18 protein-coding genes and 1 pseudogene are annotated in these 18,227 nt (G+C 60.7%); 11 read left to right on the top strand and 8 right to left on the bottom strand.

All coding sequences use genetic code 11. From position 1 onward, the window contains the following. Nucleotides 1-60: 60 nt before the first annotated feature. The 3 genes from ACEN9N_RS25850 to ACEN9N_RS25840 all read right to left on the bottom strand — a co-directional run bounded on the left by ACEN9N_RS25850 (nt 61) and on the right by ACEN9N_RS25840 (nt 2,790). Complete coding sequence (locus ACEN9N_RS25850) at nt 61-1,485, bottom strand: ammonium transporter (RefSeq protein ID WP_007833397.1); 1,425 nt, start codon at nt 1,483-1,485, stop codon at nt 61-63. A gap of 29 nt (nt 1,486-1,514) precedes the next feature. Continuing rightward, nucleotides 1,515-1,853, bottom strand: a complete 339-nt coding sequence (gene glnK, locus ACEN9N_RS25845) for a P-II family nitrogen regulator (protein WP_007833403.1) — start codon at nt 1,851-1,853, stop codon at nt 1,515-1,517. 64 nt (nt 1,854-1,917) lie between these two features. After that, nucleotides 1,918-2,790 carry a TorF family putative porin gene (locus ACEN9N_RS25840; RefSeq protein ID WP_495654838.1) on the bottom strand — a complete coding sequence of 291 codons (873 nt, stop codon included), beginning with the start codon at nt 2,788-2,790 and terminating at the stop codon, nt 1,918-1,920. A 214-nt stretch (nt 2,791-3,004) separates the two neighbouring features. Between ACEN9N_RS25840 and ACEN9N_RS25835 the strand changes: the two are divergent. Next, nucleotides 3,005-4,144 (top strand): annotated as a pseudogene (locus tag ACEN9N_RS25835) (YifB family Mg chelatase-like AAA ATPase); the annotation flags it as partial. 13 nt (nt 4,145-4,157) lie between these two features. Here ACEN9N_RS25835 and ACEN9N_RS25830 read toward each other — a convergent pair. Together ACEN9N_RS25830 and ACEN9N_RS25825 are read right to left on the bottom strand one after the other, a co-directional pair. Beyond that, the gene (locus ACEN9N_RS25830; protein ID WP_495654837.1) at nt 4,158-4,622 is read right to left on the bottom strand and encodes an arginase family protein; all 465 of its coding nucleotides are present in this window, start codon (nt 4,620-4,622) and stop codon (nt 4,158-4,160) included. A 111-nt stretch (nt 4,623-4,733) separates the two neighbouring features. After that, on the bottom strand, nt 4,734-4,943 hold the full coding sequence (locus ACEN9N_RS25825; RefSeq protein ID WP_495654836.1) for a hypothetical protein: 210 nt from the start codon (nt 4,941-4,943) through the stop codon (nt 4,734-4,736). A gap of 88 nt (nt 4,944-5,031) precedes the next feature. On the opposite strand from ACEN9N_RS25825, the gene ACEN9N_RS25820 reads away from it, so the two are divergent. The 4 genes from ACEN9N_RS25820 (at nt 5,032) to ACEN9N_RS25805 (ending at nt 8,295) form a co-directional block, all read left to right on the top strand. Beyond that, complete coding sequence (locus ACEN9N_RS25820) at nt 5,032-5,418, top strand: hypothetical protein (protein WP_495654835.1); 387 nt, start codon at nt 5,032-5,034, stop codon at nt 5,416-5,418. 29 nt (nt 5,419-5,447) lie between these two features. Continuing rightward, nucleotides 5,448-5,855 carry a hypothetical protein gene (locus ACEN9N_RS25815; RefSeq protein WP_495654834.1) on the top strand — a complete coding sequence of 136 codons (408 nt, stop codon included), beginning with the start codon at nt 5,448-5,450 and terminating at the stop codon, nt 5,853-5,855. Between the two features lie 249 nt (nt 5,856-6,104). Beyond that, nucleotides 6,105-7,763 carry an anti-phage dCTP deaminase gene (locus ACEN9N_RS25810; protein ID WP_495654833.1) on the top strand — a complete coding sequence of 553 codons (1,659 nt, stop codon included), beginning with the start codon at nt 6,105-6,107 and terminating at the stop codon, nt 7,761-7,763. Next, entirely contained in the window at nt 7,756-8,295 is a 540-nt protein-coding gene (locus tag ACEN9N_RS25805; RefSeq protein WP_495654832.1) for a hypothetical protein, read from the top strand. Before ACEN9N_RS25810 ends, ACEN9N_RS25805 begins: the two co-directional genes overlap by 8 nt. A gap of 319 nt (nt 8,296-8,614) precedes the next feature. Here ACEN9N_RS25805 and ACEN9N_RS25800 read toward each other — a convergent pair whose 3' ends face one another. Further along, nucleotides 8,615-10,324: a site-specific integrase gene (locus tag ACEN9N_RS25800; RefSeq protein WP_495654831.1), complete on the bottom strand. Its 1,710-nt coding sequence runs from the start codon at nt 10,322-10,324 to the stop codon at nt 8,615-8,617. Between the two features lie 350 nt (nt 10,325-10,674). Between ACEN9N_RS25800 and ACEN9N_RS25795 the strand changes: the two genes are divergently transcribed. Beyond that, nucleotides 10,675-11,091, top strand: coding sequence for a hypothetical protein (locus ACEN9N_RS25795; protein WP_495654830.1), 417 nt, complete (start codon nt 10,675-10,677; stop codon nt 11,089-11,091). Between the two features lie 323 nt (nt 11,092-11,414). On the opposite strand, the gene ACEN9N_RS25790 is transcribed toward ACEN9N_RS25795, so the two are convergent. Beyond that, nucleotides 11,415-12,734 carry a hypothetical protein gene (locus tag ACEN9N_RS25790; protein ID WP_495654829.1) on the bottom strand — a complete coding sequence of 440 codons (1,320 nt, stop codon included), beginning with the start codon at nt 12,732-12,734 and terminating at the stop codon, nt 11,415-11,417. A gap of 133 nt (nt 12,735-12,867) precedes the next feature. Then, a complete protein-coding gene (locus ACEN9N_RS25785; RefSeq protein WP_495654828.1) occupies nt 12,868-13,113 on the bottom strand; it encodes a helix-turn-helix domain-containing protein in 246 nt (81 codons plus the stop codon). 913 nt (nt 13,114-14,026) lie between these two features. On the opposite strand from ACEN9N_RS25785, the gene ACEN9N_RS25780 reads away from it, so the two are divergent. The 5 genes from ACEN9N_RS25780 (at nt 14,027) to ACEN9N_RS25760 (ending at nt 18,181) form a co-directional block, all read left to right on the top strand. After that, complete coding sequence (locus ACEN9N_RS25780; RefSeq protein ID WP_495654827.1) at nt 14,027-14,326, top strand: hypothetical protein; 300 nt, start codon at nt 14,027-14,029, stop codon at nt 14,324-14,326. A gap of 319 nt (nt 14,327-14,645) precedes the next feature. Beyond that, entirely contained in the window at nt 14,646-15,218 is a 573-nt protein-coding gene (locus ACEN9N_RS25775; protein ID WP_495654826.1) for a hypothetical protein, read from the top strand. Then, nucleotides 15,190-16,548, top strand: a complete 1,359-nt coding sequence (locus tag ACEN9N_RS25770) for a TnsB C-terminal domain-containing protein (protein ID WP_495654825.1) — start codon at nt 15,190-15,192, stop codon at nt 16,546-16,548. Before ACEN9N_RS25775 ends, ACEN9N_RS25770 begins: the two co-directional genes overlap by 29 nt. Continuing rightward, the gene (locus ACEN9N_RS25765) at nt 16,545-17,264 is read left to right on the top strand and encodes a hypothetical protein (protein ID WP_495654824.1); all 720 of its coding nucleotides are present in this window, start codon (nt 16,545-16,547) and stop codon (nt 17,262-17,264) included. Before ACEN9N_RS25770 ends, ACEN9N_RS25765 begins: the two co-directional genes overlap by 4 nt. Continuing rightward, entirely contained in the window at nt 17,261-18,181 is a 921-nt protein-coding gene (locus ACEN9N_RS25760) for a TniB family NTP-binding protein (protein ID WP_495654823.1), read from the top strand. Before ACEN9N_RS25765 ends, ACEN9N_RS25760 begins: the two co-directional genes overlap by 4 nt. Nucleotides 18,182-18,227: the final 46 nt, after the last annotated feature.

Genomic DNA, 18,227 nt, shown 5'->3' with positions numbered 1-18,227 from the left:
TGGTGTTGCCCCCCGCAAGGGGGTTGGCGTAGCGACACGAAGTGCGCGTAGCCTGGGGGTTTACCTGTTATATGCGGTCTCGCCGTGCGAGGAGATGTCGAGGCCTTCGCGCTCTTCTTCTTCCGACACACGCAGGCCGAGGGTCAGGTCGGCGATCTTGTAGGCGATGAAGGCCACCACGCCGGACCACACGACCGTGAGCGCCACGCTCTTGATCTGGATCCAGACCTGTGCGCCCATCGCGAAGGTGTCGGGCGTTGCGCCGCCGGTGCCGCCGAGGCCCTTGGCCGCGAACACGCCGGTCAGGATGGCACCCAGGATGCCGCCCACGCCGTGCACGCCGAACACGTCGAACGCGTCGTCCGCGCCGAGCATGCGCTTCAGGCCACCCACGCCCCACAGGCAGACCAGGCCGGCCAGCAGGCCGAGCACGATCGAACCCATCGGGCCGACGAAGCCGGCTGCCGGCGTGACGGCCACGAGGCCGGCCACGGCGCCGGACGCGGCACCCAGCATCGAGGCCTTGCCCTTGTGCAGGCTCTCACCCAGGATCCACGACAGCGCCGCGGCAGCGGTGGCGAGCACCGTGTTGATGAAGGCCAGGCCGGCGACGGCGTTGGCAGCACCGGCCGAGCCGGCGTTGAAGCCGAACCAGCCGACCCACAGCAGCGAAGCGCCGACCATGGTGAGCGTGAGCGAGTGAGGCGTGAACGCTTCCTTGCCGTAGCCGACGCGCTTGCCGACCATGTAGGCACCGACCAGGCCGGCCACACCGGCGTTGATGTGCACCACGGTGCCGCCGGCGAAGTCCAGCGCTCCGTCCTTGCCCAGCAGGCCGCCGCCCCACACGATGTGGGCGATCGGCACGTAGCTGAAGGTGAACCACAGCACCGAGAAGAGCAGCACAGCCGAGAACTTGGCACGCTCTGCGAAGGCGCCGACGATCAGCGCCACGGTGATGGCTGCGAAGGTGCCCTGGAAGGCGACGAACACGTATTCGGGAATCGTGGTCAGCGCGCCGAAGGTCTCCTGCGTGATGCCCTTCATGAAGATCTTGTCGAAGGTCCCCAGGAAGTTGCCGTCGCCCGAGAAGGCCAGGCTGTAGCCATAGACGGCCCACAGGATGCTGATCAGCGAGAAGATCACGAAGACCTGCATCAGCACCGACAGCATGTTCTTCGAGCGGCCCAGGCCGCCATAGAACAGCGCGAGGCCGGGGATGGTCATCAGGATCACGAGAAGCGTCGAAGTCAGCATCCAGGCGGTGTCGCCGGAGTCGATCTTCGGAGCCGGTGCGGCTGCGGGCGCCGCGGGGGCGGCGGCGGCCGCAGCCGCGGCGGGCGCTGCCGCAGGGGCAGCCGCCGCGGGTGCGGATGCCGAAGCAGCGGGCGCCTCGGCCGTGGCCGCGGGCGTTTGTGCAAGGGCGGTGGTGCCGGCAGCCAGCACACTCAAACCGAACGCAAGAGAGACAAGCAGTTTTTTCATAATCGTTGTTCTTTCGGGCCTGGACTCGATCAGAGGGCTTCGCGGCCCGTTTCGCCGGTGCGGATGCGAACGACTTGTTCGAGGTTGTAGACAAAGATCTTGCCGTCGCCGATCTTGCCGGTGCGTGCCGCGCCTTCGACGGCCTCGATCACGCGGTCGACGAGGTCGTCCGAGACGGCCGCCTCGATCTTGACCTTGGGCAGGAAATCGACCACGTACTCCGCGCCGCGGTAGAGCTCGGTGTGGCCCTTCTGGCGGCCGAAGCCCTTCACCTCGGTGACGGTGATCCCCTGCACGCCGATGGCCGACAGTGCTTCGCGCACCTCGTCGAGCTTGAACGGTTTGATGATGGCTGTGACCAGCTTCATGAGTTTTCTCCTTCGGATGGAAATGAAATGGTGCGGCAGCTTGGGCCGCACCTCGTTGTTTTATTTACAGCGTCTTCGTCAGCGTCAGGATGAAGCGCGCCTTGTTGGGCGAGTAGGTCGTCTGGCCGAAGGGGCCGAAGCCCAGGTCGATGCCCGGGTTCGCGACCGCGACATAGGAGCTCTTCTTGTTGGCGCCTTGCACCGAACCGGTCAGCGACAGGCCGTTGCCGAAGTCGTAGCTCGCGCCCACGTTGTAGTCGACGTAGCTCTTGTAGCCCAGGCTGCGGATGTCGCTGGACATGTTCGTGTAGCCGACGGCCGCCTTCAGCGTGACCTTGGGCACGATCTCCTTGCTGTACGACAGGTTCAGGTAGCCGGTGTTGGTGCCCTTCAGGCCCGAGCCGGCCTTGTTGCCTGCGTAGCCGAAGTAGTCCTTGGAGACTGTGTGCGAGTACTTGGCGGTGAAGGAGCCGAGGCTTTCATTGGCGTAGGTGCCCGCGACGTACAGCTCGGTGGTGTTGCCCGAGGAGTTGCCCGGGTAGATGTAGGAGAGCGCACCCACGTCCATGTCCAGCGGGCCGGCCTTGAACTTGTAGCCGCCGTACACGTCCATCTCGATGCTGTTGCCCTTGAGCCAGTTGACGCTGGAATTCCAGTTGCCGACGTAGAAGCCGCTGTCGCCGAAGGCGTAGTCCAGGCCGCCCTGGATGGCGGGCTTGAAGCCCTTGGTCTTGGCGTAGTCGTTCTTGCCGATCATGTCCTGGTCCTGGCCACGGAACTTGTAGTTCGTGGTGATGGACACGTTGCCCGTGAGGTTCGGGGCGGGCGCTGCCGCAGGTGTTGCGGCGTCCGTGGTGGCCTGCGCAAGGGCTGCGCCCGACGCGGTCAATGCAGTGGCCAGAACGATCAGCGCCTGGACGGCGGTACGGTGCGTCATCGGGAAACTCCTCGCAAGTGTGTTGTGAACCTGGAGGCTCAAAGCAGGGAGCGTGCCAAAGTGCACGAATACCGGTCCTCGCGCCACCGGACACCGCCTCGGCTGAGAGCCAAATCGTTACAACGTCTGTTGCGGGGTGGTTGCAGTTATCCGGTGCGTTGCACCACCGCGGGTCCGGGAAGAATGACGCACCATACTGGGGAGAGGAAGAAGAATGGGACTGTCTTTGGTGCAAAGCCGCGCTTTGCTGGGGCTGGAAGCGGCCAGTGTCACTGTCGAGGTGCATTTGGCGAACGGCTTGCCGAGCTTCACGCTGGTCGGACTGGCGGAAACCGAGGTCAAGGAGGCGCGCGAGCGGGTGCGCTCGGCCATCCAGAACGCGGGGCTGGAGTACCCCAACAACAAGAAGATCGTCGTCAACCTCGCGCCGGCCGACCTGCCGAAGGATTCGGGGCGCTTCGATCTGCCGATCGCGCTGGGCATCCTCGCGGCCAGCGGGCAGATCGACAACGCCCGGCTGGCCGGGCACGAGTTCGCGGGAGAGCTGTCCCTGTCGGGCGAGCTGCGGCCCGTGCGCGGCGCCCTGGCGATGGCGCTGGCCCTGCACACGCGCGGCGTGGCCACGCGGCTGGTGCTGCCCCTGGACAGTGCGCAGGAAGCCGCGCTGGTGCCCGACGGCGAGGTCTATGGCGCCCGGCACCTGCTGGACGTGGTGCGCCAGTTCGTCGCCGACAGCGAGGCCGCCTCCCAGTGGCCCGACCCGCCGGCCGACGGCTGGGCGCGGGTCCGTGCGACGGCCGGCGCAGGCGTGCCGCACTATGCCGACCTGGCCGACGTCAAGGGACACGCGAGCGCCAAGCGCGCACTGGAGATCGCGGCGGCCGGCGGCCACAGCCTGCTGATGATGGGCGAACCCGGCTCGGGCAAGTCCATGCTCGCCCAGCGCTTCGCCGGGCTGCTGCCCGCGATGAGCATCGACGAGGCCTTGGAGAGCGCCGCCGTGGCCAGCCTGGGCGGGCGCTTCGCGACGCAGCGCTGGATGACACGGCCTACGTCTTCGCCCCATCACACATCCAGTGCGGTGGCGCTGGTGGGCGGCGGCTCTCCGCCAAGGCCCGGCGAGATTTCAAGAGCGCACCACGGCGTTCTCTTCCTCGATGAATTCCCCGAATTCGCACGCTCCGCACTGGAGGCGCTGCGCGAGCCGCTGGAGACCGGCACGATCACCATCTCACGGGCCGCGCGCAGCGCCGAATTCCCGGCGCGCTTTCAATTGATCGCCGCGATGAACCCCTGCCCTTGCGGCTACCTGGGCTCCGCATCGAAGGCCTGCCGCTGCACGCCCGACCAGGTGTAGGGAGTCAAAGTTAGTGAGCTTGGGCCAAAGTTATTGATCTCGCCCGATCACAGATAGTGAGCTTGTATTCTTCAACGTCGGAGGAACATCGACGTTGCGCTGAGCTCTTCTGTTTTCGGGCTCGTGCGCTCGCGGACGCGGCACTCCAGCCGGTGACGAGGGCAAGGTCCATCGAGGCGCCCTCACCATTGGGTTCAGCCTCGGGCTGGAAGAGCTCGGCGTTGCCGTCGATGAAGAACAGGCCGTAGCGGCCGCGCCGCCGAAACGCGAGCATCGAGCCCAGAAAGATCGTGCAATCGCCGCCGAGCACGACCGGGAATTCGCGCGCATCAAGCACCGCTTCCACCGCGTCGGCAATGCGGGGAGACCACGCTGAAACGGCCGTGGCATTCAGTATGCCGGTCCGGGTCGGGCGCCGGATCCTTCGAAGGCACTGCCAGCCGCACGGCGCGCCGTGCCTGGATGCGCTCAGCAAGACCGAGACCCAGGAGCCTCGGGCAAGCGCTCCACTCCATCTGTCGCCAAGCCCAACGTGGGGCTTCAAGAATTGCATAGGGAAGTGTCGGCATGGCGCCTCCGTAAGCGACTATCTCTGGCGGAGCAGGTCCTCTGGAGTCATCACCGGCTCGAGCCATTTGAGCGCGGCCGCCCTAGGCGACAGCGCACGCAAATGCGTCTCGCAAGCCAAGCCGGTCGCCAACTCCTCGAGCTGCTCAGGATCCACCGTCCGCCAATGGCGCTTGAGCTGCTGTGCGCAATAGTAGATCCACAGATCGGTCGGAATCTCGTCTTCCATGCCGCCATACTACTGTATATTCATACAGGTGTACTGCGAAGTGTTTAGATACCGGTTCGAGGGCCAAGCACTTTCCAACAAGGAGGCGGTGAAGCACACGCGCCGCATCGGAGAGCTGCTCTATGTCCCACGCATCCATGACCCGCGCCCGGGCCGCAGCCTGATGATCGCGATGCTGCTGGCCGACGACCAGGAGAGCTACGTGATTCCGCTGCTCAACCGCGCGTCCATGCTCGAGGTCCGGGGCGGTTTCTTCATCGAAGGCACCGAGATCAATCCGCGTGGACGGGCGCTCAAGAACATCAAGGCGGACACCTACCCGCAGCGCTGGTTTTGCCGGCCGGTGCCGCGGCCCGCCCCGCCCGATGCGAAGGCTGCCCGCCTGGAGGCGCAGCGCCACGGCGAAATGATCGCGAAGGCGTTGCAGCGCTGGCCATCGCGCCGCGGCGGTTCCAGCCTCGGTGGAAGTGCATAGCGCGTTGCGAACTGCTCAAGGAGATGACCATGGACCAAGCTGAACTCTTCTTCCCACAGCCGATACCTACGGCACCGATCGACGTCGCGCCGCAGGAGGCCTGTGACGACGACACGCCGTTCCGGTTCGAAGAGGTGGAGCCGGAACCGAGGGTCGCCTACCTCGTGCGGCTCTCCGACTATCCGCATCCAGTGGCCGATGCAGTGAAGGTCGCGGAGCAGCGCTTCCGGCGGGAGCTCGACCGGCAGCTGGGCCATGAGGTGGTGCCGGCGCTGCGCGCGTTCCAGAACGCGAGCGAGTCTCGCGAAAGTGACCTGACCAAAGACGAGATCGCGCTGGCCAAGCGCTGGATCAAGGCCTTCGATGCGGCCAGGACGGCGGGCTTGCGCGATCTCGGTGACACGGACGAAGCCTATTTCGTCGTTCGTGCCGTGTGAGGATGATCAATCAACTTGCGCCGGCTCCTTCGGACACGAACGGTTGAAAGCTCAGCAGCCCGCTGGGAGCGCCGACCCCTGCTCGGGTTGTGCGAACCAGCCACAGCGTCTGACGCCATGAAGTCCCATCTCAGCGCGAATTTTCACGCTTCCTCGGACCGCTCGCAGGGTTTGCTCGCTACATTCGGTGACACCTGACGGCATACTCTGCATGTCTCCCCGCGGTGCGGACTTCATACATAGGAACTCATGTCTTCATTGCCCTTGCCTTCTGCGGAAGCAGCGAATGAACCCAGCGCTGTCGAGGCAAAAAGGTCCTTTAACACGCTCGCGGCAAAAGAATGGGTCTTCGCGGTTGTGGGCCCCGCAGGCTCGGGAACGTCCTATGTCGCGGCCACTTTGGAGTCGCTCGCTGCGACGGCATTCGAGACCAAAGACGTTTTCGTCATAAAGGCAAGCGACGTTATTAAAAGTTCGCTTACAAAGGAAGAGCGAGTCAATCTCGCCCAAAAAAAGAAACTAGAGATCGGTACATCGCTCCAAGATCTTGGCGACGAGATGCGAAAAGCTGACATTTCCGCAGTGGCCTTGAAGTTAATGTCGCGCATAAAGGCGACTCGAGAAGCAGAAGATAAGAAGATTGCCACGCCACACAATCCTGTCGTCGCCCTCGTGGAACACGAAAAACCAACGCGGGTCTATATTATTGATTCCCTCAAAAACCCGGCAGAGGCGGAATTACTACGAGGAATATACAGGGAAGCATTTTGCCTAATTGGCGTTGTGTGTGAAGAGACCATTCGAACTCAGCGCCTTCACGCGGCAAAATTCCGAGATTCCTCTTTGGACGATATTGAGAAATTTATGAAGCGCGACGAAAGCGCTGATATTAAATATGGGCAGAAGGTCGCGGACACCTTTCACTTGGCCGACTATTTTGTAGATAACACTCCCAATCGCTACAGTGACGCCGCACAAAAAGTGCCTAATCCCGAGTGGATTGTCACTGATAAGCTTGGCAGACTTTTCGATATACTAACCAATAAGAGAATTGTTCGACCCGACGCTTCGGAAACAGGAATGTTTCACGCAAAAGGGGCACAACTTCGAAGCGCATGCTTATCGCGTCAAGTAGGCGCAGCTCTGACAGATAGCAAGGGCAACCTTATTGCCACGGGAACAAACGAAGTACCTATGGCGGGCGGCGGCGTTTACGGTAGCAATTTTGAGGATCCTAACGACGTTCATCATGAAGATGATCGGTGCTTTGCTCATCGCGGCTATTGCAGCAACACCCGAATACAAGATGAAATTATCGAAAAAGTGATTGCTAGCATCGATCAGTTAAAGGATTTTAAAGATGAAGAAAGAAAAAAGATCGCCGGTCAGATAAAGAAAACACCTCTGGGGAGATTGATCGAGTTCAGCCGTGCGGTTCATGCAGAAATGGATGCCTTGCTTTCAGCAGCTCGGCTTGGCGTTGCGACTGCCGGGACGAAGCTCTTCGTCACAACCTTTCCCTGTCATTACTGCGCAAGACACATTGTTGCAAGCGGTGTGGATGAAGTCCAATATATTGAACCATATCCAAAAAGCAGGGCTTTCGAATTACATGATGACGCGCTGCAAAAATCCTCGGTAAAGTGGACATCCCCTTCGAAGTTTCGTATAATTCTGCAAAGCGGGAATCTAGAAAGTATTAGGCAAGCCAAGCCTCGAGTTCTTTTTAGGGCTTTCACCGGAGTTGCTCCGAGGCTATACAGGCGCGCGTTCTTCAAAGATGGCGCACTTAAAGATGATGCCGGCACAATGATTTCCCACGTGCCGGTGTGGGAGCGCGGACTTTTACGCGAAAGTTATTTGGACGTAGAGAAACACTTGGAAGTTCAGAGCGGGCCCAATGCCTAACGTCATATCACTGGCGGAGCATTTGCAGAGAAAATCTGCTGCCGAACCAATCGAGCAACCGTTGCCTCCGAAAGGAACGCAGCTCGCCTTGCCGTTTCTCACTCCTCACAATGTCGTATTGGTGTTTGCCGATCATTTTGGTCGCCGGCATTTATTTAGGGCCTTTGCGGAGCAGACCCACCCTCATCTTATCGTCGATGTTCGTATCGCACCTCGACTGGATTTCATCGCTAACACGCGAGCCCTGGCGCTTCGCGCACTCGAACTTGATGACATCGGGTATTTGGACGTCAGAGGCAGGTTTGAACAGAACGCGATGAAGGGGTCTTCTTCGTTTGAAAACTTGGCTGCTGAGTTGAGAAAACTTCTGACGTCCCTTGAGATTTCGCATCGTCCAATCTTGATGTTCTTTGATGACATGGAACTCTTGAGGAGGATCAATCTCGATCTGAACCAAACTCACGATATCGTTGTAGCCGAGCAGCGATATATTGAAAATGTCGCTGCAGATGCAGATCAATTGAGAATGTAGCGCTGCCTGCCGGGAAGCGAGATGCTGTGGCTTGGGGTCTTCGATCGAACGGTTTTCTAGAGTGCTTTTCCGAAGCAGATCGGACTGGCGCCGTTGCGGTGGGAGTAGTACCGCCGTCGTTTCGCCCAGAACAATTACGTTCGTCGAACGCGGAACTGACAGCGTCGTGGAAGCACCGTGAAGGATTCAGCCCAGTGAGGTGGCCCGTCAAGGCTACTGATCCCCGCCAAGCCGGTCCTCGCGACCATTCCTCAAAGGGCTCCGTTCGGAGCCCTCATCTCTCGGCACTCGTCAGGCCCCGGCAGCCGCCGCGGCCGACTTATGAGTCCGGGGCGCGTGCCGCGAACGCGGCATCCATTTGGCGGGCTCGCTTGACCTCGTCGCCGTGCAGGTAGATCGAGGTAGTCGTGATCGAGGCGTGGCGCAGGTTGTCGCGCACCGTCGTAAGTTCCGCGCCGCGTGCCAGCGCGTGCGTGGCGTGGGTGTGGCGCATCCAGTGGGGGCTGGCATGGCGCAGCTTCTCCGCGAGCGCCGGACTGTCCGCCTCGATGACCTCGGCCACCTGCAGGAAGAAGCGCCGCATGACGCTCCACAGCCGCGCGGCCGTGATGCCGGCCGAACTATCCAGCTCTAGGCTGCAGACGAGCGGCGCCTTTGGATCCCACCGGGCCGGCGTGATCGGCAACTGCCGTTGCATCAGGTACCGGTCCAGCGCAGACCGGGCCAGCGGCGGCAGCGCCACCTTGCCGGCCTTGCCGCCTTTGCCCACCAGGCGCAGCCAGTGATCGCCGTGGACATCCGTGTCGATCTGGCCGAGCGTCGCGCCGACCAGCTCGCCGATGCGCAGGCCGGTCGCGTATGCAAAATCCAGCACGAACCGCAGCCGATGCGCCGCAGCGGCCTCCCAGCCGTGCACCCATTCCAGGCCTTCGGCCACCGCCTGCAGAATCGCCCATTCCCCTTCGCCAAAGACCCGCGTCACCGCCAGCGACTCAGACCTCGAGGCGCCCCGGACCTTGATGCCCGCGAAGGGGTTGGCCAGCGCATAGCGCTGCTCGATCAGCCAGCGGAACAAGGCCCCCGCAACCGACAAGGCGTAGGCCACGGATCGCGCCGACAGCGCACCCGTGAATGGCCGCCACTCGGACGAGGATCGCGGCGCGGCGGGTCCGACCCAACGCCCACGCGGTGCGGGGTGACGCAGAAACGCCCGGTACGCCACGGCATCTTCCGTCGTCAGCGACGACAGCGCCTTGCCGCGCTCCACGATGGCCCAGAGGATCAACCGCTCGGCTTCCTTGCGGTAGGCCCGCTGGGTGGGCGCCGACTCGTGCAGCGACAGCCAGGCCTGCACCGCCTCGTAGTCGTTGCGCGCGCCCAGGACGCAGGTTTCCAGCGGCGCCCGGAAGGCACCGCGCGAGCCGTCGACCTCATGGGGCACGTACAGGCGCTCCCAGGGCACCACGTCCTGCGGCATGCCGACCGGCACCAGCGCACGGGCGGCGGCGGTCAGAGACGGATGTGCCGCGAAAAAAGCTTCCACCTGCCTGGCGCCGGTGGCGCCCAAGCCGGGAATGCCCACCCACCAGCGCCGCCGGCGCGGCACGCGCACCGTCAGATCGGCCAGCGTGCGCAGGCCGTGGGTTCGCAGGGGTTTGGCGATGCGTGCGGACAGCCAGTGCTCGACAGCGTCCGTCACCAGCGGCCGCGGCACGGCGAGCCCGCGCAACACCTCGATCGCCGCCATGACAGCGCGGGCATGCTTGGGCCGTTCGGACGCCGAGTGCATGAGCCGTTGCGCCAGATCGTCGCGACGGCACCGTCGGGCATGGTCCGCCAACTGGCGCCGAATCTCGCCCAGCACGGCGCGAGACGACCTTCCAGTGCCGGTGCTGTGCGGCAGGTACTGCGCGACGGCCTTGGCGGTGCCCATTCCGGCGTACCAGGCTCTCAAGGCCGCGAGCGCTGCGGCACCAGGGAAGTCCTGCGACGCCTCCTCTTGGATCAGCGCGCTCGGGGTACTTTTCATATTTGGAGTTTAGTCAGACGAGACGGCTATTGCGATAAGAAGAGTTATCTCAATAGCATTGAGTTGACCCACACCTCTCGGTCGGGCGCAAGAGAGCCGGCACAACCCGAGATTGCGTTCTCGGGCCGCACCAGCCATTCCCCCTTCGGGCAGAATCCATCCAGAAACTGGCCGTTCGCTCTTCCGGGCACCCCCCGGCCGATTTTGCTAGCGTTGCAGCTGAACTTGATGTACTTGAAGGCGGACCTCTGGAATCATTTCCGCAACCCGATATCGATACGCTGACCGCCGGCGAACTCTGGGCTCACCGCGAGGCGATGGAGGGCGCCGCCGCGTCCCTACTCGGGCACATGCTGTTCGAGTTCTCCCGCATAGACGTGAACCTCGGTCTTAGCCTCGTATGGGTCGACAGCGGAGCGAACCTGGAAAGCCTGACGCCAAAGGTTTCCGGCATGTCGTTTCACGGCAAGCTCGCGGAGCTTGCGAAGCATGTGCAGGTCAAACTGCCGGCAGGCTCGAAACGCAGGGGAGCATACGACCGCTGGATTGAGCGCATGCACATAGCAAGGGCCGAGAGAAATCGACTTGTCCATGGCCGCTGGGGCATCGAGGCGCACCGGAGCAAGGTTGTAAACGTTGTCGGCTTGCCTACAGGCGGAGCTCAGCAGACGACCGAGTACTCCATCGACGAGCTAGCAGCGGTGAATGAAGAGCTGCGGTCCCTCGAACTCGAGCTACGGCGGCTGAGGACCCATTGGCCGCTCTAGTCTAAGCCGTTCGGGATTCTTCAGCGGACGGACGCGCCGTCACCTTCGACGCGGTGGCCGTGGAGAGCGGCCCTGATCGGCTAAGCGGAAATCTACAACGTTCAGAAACTGTCGCCGCAACTGATTACTCGTATGCAGCTAGCGAAGTCACGGCACTAGAACGTTCGAGACGCTCAAACTCGCGCCGCTGCTCGAGGTATCTTCTCATTTCACTTGACCCCAGGGAGTCCACTGCGGGGAGTTCCGATTGCTTGAGCGCTTTCAACGTTTCTCCATGCTCTTGCAATCTTGAAACGTGTCCCCTCGGATAACCTACGATGTCATCATCCTTGCGGCTCATGGTTGACTCCATTCGGTTGACCAAGACGCTGGAAGTAGCGATGGTTGAGGTGAGGCTCAAAATACAGCTTTCTTTTGATCCACACAAGCCCTTCGGACTTGGTGATAACGGCGACATCGATTGGGCCGCCGACCGACTGAGTTCTCAGCGTTACTTTTTCCTTCAAAGATTCTAGCAACACGAGTGTTTCCGCCAGCTCTGCCAGCTCTTCGATGTTCAGGCCGGCGACTACGCGCCACAGAGGCTTCAGGTGTTCGTCGAAAACAGCGTATGTCCAGCCCTCGGTGAAATTTGCGCGGTTGTCGTTGACGGCCTTGAGAATGTGTTCATCTGCCAAGGCCACTCCTGCCTCGGTCGCGGCTGAGCGGCATATTTCGACCGTCCATTTGTCGTAGGCCTCGTTGACAGCTTTCCACACCTGCGGACTTGCCCCTTGGGTGAAGGTCTCGACCATGGCTTGACGGGCGAACGCCTGGATGAGCGAGGGACGTCGTTCATAGTCGATGACGCCTTCGTCGCTGTGGGTCCATAGCACCCGAGTGCCTACGTACCCGTAAAACCTTAAGTTGCAGTAGCCGGGCAGGTAGTCATCTCTGCCAAAGCCGGCGATCACGACCCCGGTGTAGCCACTGTTCAGGAAGCTAGAGCCCTGCTTGTAGGTGCTTTCAATGGCCATGCGCGCGATGGCCGCCGTATCGACGACGGGGACAAGGTGTGTGCGCTCCGGGGCCTGCAACCACTCGGCAACCTCCTGCGAAAGGGCACCGGCGAATTCCGCGAGCGCTTCGTCCAGATCGGCTTGGCTCAATGACTCCGCCACCTCCGCCGCTTCAAGCATTTGCTGCAATGATTCCAGCGCAGCATCCCAAGCCTGGCGCAGATCCACAGCCGGTGCGTCGCCTTGCTCCAGTAGGGGCTGCGCGGCATAGAGCAGCTTGATGACGTAGAAGAAGCCGGTCCTATATGCAGCTTGGCTTGCGCGAAGCTTGAGTGCAGCCGGAACCAATTCCTCGGGGCAAGTGTTCAGAAAGCGCGTCAGATCCTCGCAATAGGCATTCAGGCTCGGGAAGCCCGCCTCACCAAGTGTCTTGCGGTACGTTTTGACGATCAGCTCCCACGGAACTTCGTTGAGGCTTGCATTGTTGTAGACCATCACCGCAACAGGTTCGTGTGTTGCGAGCTGGAAAATCTTGTTTGCACCAGAGGCGTACGTGTTCTGCAACCCTGCCCCTGAAAAAGTTACGGCGCTGTCAGCCGCTAGGGCAATGGCCAATTTGTTGGCGATAGCTACTTCACATGTCATTGAGGCCTCTCCGAGTTCCCCCGGCATTCTTGATGCACTGCACTGCGAACGACACCCGTGTTTTCTCGCGGTCTGCGGTGAAATGGCGACATCAGCAAACCGCGGTATACGCGATGCTGTTTGCAGGTTAGGGCTAAAGCCCAGCTTCGGAGACGAGGTGGGCAACCGACACCCCGATCCCTTTGGCAATGCAGACCACCGCCATAACGCCCGGATTCTGCGTGCCTCGTTCCACGCTGCTCATGTAAGACCGGTCTAGCTGGCTTCGATGGGCAAGCTCTTCCTGAGAGATGCCGCGGGCTTTGCGCAATGATCTGATTGCCGCGCCAAGTGCAACAAGCGCAGGATCTCGCGCGTGTTTCGGAGAGGGTGCAGGCATGGACAAAATGGTCCCGCCATGCGTACTATTGCACCACGGACGATCTTCCACATATCACCGATCCATGCTGCAAGTCGACGAGCGTTTCGAAATCACGATCCCAGCCTTTGGGTCGGAGGACGCTCACATGCGCCGATTTCATTGGGCTGAGCTCTGCATGGATGCGCCCCTCTGGTACATCGGGGTCTTACCCTTCAAGGCAATCGACGGCATGCAGCTTTGGAGCAGGTACTTGGCCACCCGCGCGGCCGACGCCGCGGCCATATTGGCGAACCAACCCTGGGAAGCCACATGTCTCCATGTACTTCTGCCCGGATACATGACTGAGCTAGGTGAGCTCGAGTTCGCGCGGTGCTCGGCCCTGTGGCAATGTCGTGCCCTCCCCGGCCATGACCAGACGCCTTGGCTGTTCGAGTCCGATCAGGGAACCCATGTCGAGCCGACTAACGGAGTAGATGTGGCAAACGTCGTTCGCTCGAGGCTGCACTGGCAGGACGTCCGAGTCCGGGAACCACGTCAACGCCGCTGCTGACCATGAACGCTACGTCGTCGGCCTGCTTCTTGGGCGTCCCCCTCATTTGGGTGCCAATTGCAATCGCCTTGGTTACAGCGCCGTTAAACGGTATTCCTAAGACCGCGTACGTTTGGGAAAAGAGCCGTTTTCGCCGTTAGACGACCTGCTTTAATGCATGACTGCGATCGGAATTGCATCGCAATTGCCGATTGATCATCAACCGCAATTAAAAACCCAATGGTCAACCCATAAGACAACCCTCGCTTCAGCAAGCTCGCCCTTAAAAAAGAGTACGCGGCCGACTTGGAAAGTTTTAAGTTGAAGTTTAACCGGCTTGGGTCTACGATGCCTGACCTTATCCCTACACAACTGGCATTACCCCCAACAGACTGAAGCGCCATGGAGCCAAACACGCATGCTCTTCTTTGGGCGGAATACGGTCCGATCATGGACGCGAAAGCACTGTGCAAAGTGCTGCACTACCCCACGGTGACCGCGCTGAATACTGCACGCACGCGGGGAAACCTCCCCTTCACACCCCTTGATATTGAACGTCGGAGGGGTTTGTTCGCGTCAACCCGAGAAATCGCCGCGGTGCTGGATCGGGTAGATGCGGAAAAAGTATTACCCGTGATTTCCCAGAAGGAAATTCCGACGCCTAACCAGTTTTGCCAAGACAAGCCGAAGGAATCACCATGAAATAAAAAACGCCATCTAACCGCGAGGGCTAGACGGCGTTAGTCCGACGTTTTACTGACGGGCCTTGCTTAGGGGCGAGTTCAGTATCTCATCCGGCTAACTTCCACGTCAAGTCTGAAGCCCCTTCGGCGTACGCATTTTTGCGTACGCCCGGGAATTTCATCGCCTATTGATTTGTGGAGGTCGCATGACGACATCTCTAAGGGGACGCTTTGCCCAATTGGTAGGGCAAGACCCGTCCTTTCGCCCGCGGCGCATAGTGACCCGAAGCGGTCTGCGTGTCCGCGGCATTTTCCCCTCCGCCCGTTTTCGACGTGCCATGCACTGGGAATCCATGCTGGAGTGGGACCTCATCTATCGCCTCGAGGCATCCTGGCTGGTCGCCGACGCGTGCACCCAGCCAACCACCATGGATGTGCCTCTGCAGCACGGTGTTTCGTTCCGGTACACGCCGGATGCGCTTGCCCTGAAACATGACGGCCAATTGGTGTGCATTGAGTGCATTCAGTCCAGACTTCTGGCCGACGAATCCCTCCAGGACCGCTACCGCGCTATCAGCCGGCATCTAAGCGCTTTCGACGTCCGCTTTCTGGCGCTCACTGAAAACGAGCTCGAACGCCCTCGCACCCGCCTCAACGCCCGCATGCTTACTCAAGCATTGCGGACGCTCAGTACGCCAGATCGCGACGCTCGCGACCGCGTCCAGTTGATGCGGTCGAAGCCGGCCGCATACGCCGAGCTCAAATCGCTGCTAGGCGCCACCTCCTCGCTGCGCATGCTCGCGCTCGGTCATGTCTATCTCGACATGCACCGAGCCATGTCGTGCGCCTCGCCCTTGACCTATTGCCTGGAGGAGCGCTTCGATGCAGCTGACTTCATTCACGTCCAGTAAACAGTTCAGAATGTTCGAGAAGGTGGTCACCGTCAGGTCGAGTGTCGATCCCGATCAGGTAATCCTCGCCGACGAGGAAGGCAACGAACGGCTATGGGACATCGCCACTCTGCACATCCATTACCGCTCGGGCAACCTCAAGGGCGTCAAGAGCGCACAACTCCCCATCCAGCAGCGCAAGGTAACTGTTGCCATGCGCCTTTCGGACGACGTCAGTGAAGTAACCAAGCGACATGGCTTCGCACGACAGAAGTATCTGGCCGCCATTCGTGCAGCAGGCGCCTCTTTGCAGCCGGGCAACAAGAAGCTGCAGGACGTGCTCGAGGAAGTTCGCAAGTCGCTCGGTTTAGAACGTATCCCCTCTGTGTCAAGCTTGAAGCGCTGGCGCAGGCAGGTCCAGATTCAGGGCGGCGATCCGGCGGCTCACATGCCGTACTTCTCACTCCGTGGTGGTCCTGGGAAACAGCGCATGTCTCCCGAGGTAGAGCAAGCAGTCAATGGCGTGCTCGACAACTTCTATCTGACGACGGAGCGGTATTCCATCCGAACGGCATACGAAGTTCTTGAGGGGCAACTTCTCGAAAAGAACAGGTGGCTTCCCAGTGAACGAGTGCACCAGATTCCGTCATACACAACGTTCAGGCGTTGTCTCCGGCGTCGTTCGGGCTACGAGATCACTGCCGCACGAGAAGGGGCCGTCCATGCTCTCACGGCTTACAGGCCTTCGGGGAAAAACACCGAGCTGTACGGCCTTAACGACTGCTGGGAGATTGACCACACCACGCTCGATCTGTTCATTGTCGATGACATGACCGGCGTCCTGATGGGTCGCCCTCGATTCACCGTCATCATCGACCACTACAGCCGTTCGATCATGGGCTTTGATGTCGGCTTCACTGGCACATCCTCCCAAGCGGCAATGGATTGTCTGAAGCATGCCATCCTTCCGAAGAACTATCTGCGCGACAGATATCCCGAGGTGAAGGGCGATTGGCCCTGTCATGGAGTGCCGATGGTGCTCAAGTGCGATAACGGTCCGGAATTTCATTCGCACTCCCTCAAACAGTCCTGCTTCGAGCTCGGCATCGATCTTCAGTACTGTCCAATCAAGGAGCCCTGGTACAAGGCGCGCATCGAGCGGTTCTTTCGGACGTTCAACGAATCCGCGCTCACCGGCCTTCCGGGCGCAACCGGCGCCCATTTCTACAAGCGTCCGAACGGTGCGGACCCAGCAGCCGACGCCGTGATCACTTTGCAGGAACTCCAGAAGCTCCTTCACAGCTGGATCGTGGACTTCTACATGACCCGCAATCACAGGGGGCTGTTATGAGTCCCTATGAAGCCTGGCGCAGCGGCGCCGCTGTGACGCCGATCCGGCTGCCTGCGGACCCTGACGAACTAGACGTGGTTTGCTCCGAAGCCGTCACGTGCACGCTGACCACCAAAGGCATTCAACTCGAAAACTGTATGTTCAACAGCGACCATTTGCAGAACCTGCTGCGAAGGGCGCCAAAGACATCGGGCAAGCGGACGGTGAGCGCGCCTGTTCAGGTCCGCCTCAATCGAAGCCTCATGGCCTTCATCTGGGTGATGGATCCGAAATCGAAAGAACGCCTGCGAGTCCCGAACACTGATCAGACAATGGCAACATTGAGCGCCTACCAGATCTCGGCCGTTCGTGCAGTTCGGAACAAGGCACGTGAAGCGGGTCAGAGAATCACCATCTCGCAAGCCATCGTAAAAGCACGCGATCAGGCGCGGGACTTCTTGAAGGCATCGACCCAGGCAACCAGACGCCGGCTGCTGAAGCTGTTGGCGCTCCCTCCTGAAGCATCGACGGCCCCCCCGGAGAGTCCGCTACCGGCAAGTCCGGCTCGACGGCTATCCTCGCGCAGCCGCGGGATGCTTTCCGGCAGGCAATCGACCGCCGGCGCGCTGTATGAGCTGATTGAGCACACCCCGGCAACGACACGCGATGAAGACGAGCTCCCGTCTTTCAAGACTGTGGTGCGAGCACCAGCAACATTGAACGGTGGTCAATCGTGATCTGCATCGAAACCGCAGCGTTTCAGAACGCTATAGCGCGCTTGGCCGAATGCCATGCCGACAGTGGTGTCGACGACGATCCTCAGAGCATGCGGCTGCTCGGGGTCTCGGGTGTGGGCAAATCGTTCATCTTCAAGGAATACTGCCTTCGTCATCCCCCGGTGATCGAGGACGAGGTCACGCGCATACCGGTGGTGCTCGTCAAGATCCCGTCGAAACCGACCCGAAAAGGTGTCTTTGCTGCATTCCTTAAGGCGGTTGGTATTCACGTTGGTGCTGGATCCGCCGACAAGCTGTGCGCACGCGCGGCAATTCTCTACAAGGAATGCGGCGTCCAGTTCGTCTGCATCGATGAAGTTCAGCATCTGATAGATCGAGGCCAAGCCCATACCTTCGCATCGGCTGCGGATGCACTTAAGGAAATTCTCGATCTTTTGAAGATTCCGGTGGCGTTTGGTGGCGCGCCCCGAGCACAAACCCTCTTCGCACACAACGGGCAACTGCGCTCCCGCGTGCCCGAAACGCTCAAGCTCTATCCCTTCAATCTCGGGGACGGGTTTGCGCAGTACCGTGGCTTTGTACATGAACTTGCCCAAGGCATGAGCGATGCAAACCGCAGATGGCTGGCGAGCTCGGCCGTGTCGCAGCGCTTGTTCTACGCGACCGATGGTATTCACCGGACGACCGCGTTCATGGTCAAGAGGATGGCTCAACTCGCCAAACAGGAGCAAACGCTGACGTTCGACGTGCTCGAGAAAATGTTCGTTCGCTACTACTGGGCAGATGTCCCTGCAAAGCTCAATCCGTTTCACAACTCTTTCGTGATGCGCCGGCTCAACAGGGTCGGAGAGATTCATGCACCGACCTACTTGGACGGCGACAACCATGAGGAGGGCTTGTCGTATGAAGAGGTCTAGTCCTTCCACCTTGCGGCCGCGAGGGGACAGGCCCGCGGCCGGCGAC

This window comes from Variovorax sp. Varisp46 (assembly GCF_059491885.1).
Note: the sequence above shows the minus strand (reverse complement) of the source record. Positions and strands in the feature narration are given on the sequence as shown.

Excerpts from the sequence above, each read along its gene's own strand:
- ACEN9N_RS25770 (WP_495654825.1), top strand. The coding sequence starts at position 15,190 with ATGCAGCTGACTTCATTCACGTCCAGTAAACAGTTCAGAATGTTCGAG.
- ACEN9N_RS25780 (WP_495654827.1), top strand. The coding sequence starts at position 14,027 with ATGGAGCCAAACACGCATGCTCTTCTTTGGGCGGAATACGGTCCGATC.
- ACEN9N_RS25805 (WP_495654832.1), top strand. The coding sequence starts at position 7,756 with ATGCCTAACGTCATATCACTGGCGGAGCATTTGCAGAGAAAATCTGCT.
- ACEN9N_RS25800 (WP_495654831.1), bottom strand. The coding sequence starts at position 10,324 with ATGAAAAGTACCCCGAGCGCGCTGATCCAAGAGGAGGCGTCGCAGGAC.
- ACEN9N_RS25765 (WP_495654824.1), top strand. The coding sequence starts at position 16,545 with ATGAGTCCCTATGAAGCCTGGCGCAGCGGCGCCGCTGTGACGCCGATC.
- ACEN9N_RS25840 (WP_495654838.1), bottom strand. The coding sequence starts at position 2,790 with ATGACGCACCGTACCGCCGTCCAGGCGCTGATCGTTCTGGCCACTGCA.
- ACEN9N_RS25785 (WP_495654828.1), bottom strand. The coding sequence starts at position 13,113 with ATGCCTGCACCCTCTCCGAAACACGCGCGAGATCCTGCGCTTGTTGCA.
- glnK (WP_007833403.1), bottom strand. The coding sequence starts at position 1,853 with ATGAAGCTGGTCACAGCCATCATCAAACCGTTCAAGCTCGACGAGGTG.
- ACEN9N_RS25790 (WP_495654829.1), bottom strand. The coding sequence starts at position 12,734 with ATGACATGTGAAGTAGCTATCGCCAACAAATTGGCCATTGCCCTAGCG.
- ACEN9N_RS25850 (WP_007833397.1), bottom strand. The coding sequence starts at position 1,485 with ATGAAAAAACTGCTTGTCTCTCTTGCGTTCGGTTTGAGTGTGCTGGCT.
- ACEN9N_RS25825 (WP_495654836.1), bottom strand. The coding sequence starts at position 4,943 with ATGGAAGACGAGATTCCGACCGATCTGTGGATCTACTATTGCGCACAG.
- ACEN9N_RS25815 (WP_495654834.1), top strand. The coding sequence starts at position 5,448 with ATGGACCAAGCTGAACTCTTCTTCCCACAGCCGATACCTACGGCACCG.
- ACEN9N_RS25810 (WP_495654833.1), top strand. The coding sequence starts at position 6,105 with ATGTCTTCATTGCCCTTGCCTTCTGCGGAAGCAGCGAATGAACCCAGC.
- ACEN9N_RS25795 (WP_495654830.1), top strand. The coding sequence starts at position 10,675 with ATGCTGTTCGAGTTCTCCCGCATAGACGTGAACCTCGGTCTTAGCCTC.
- ACEN9N_RS25775 (WP_495654826.1), top strand. The coding sequence starts at position 14,646 with ATGCACTGGGAATCCATGCTGGAGTGGGACCTCATCTATCGCCTCGAG.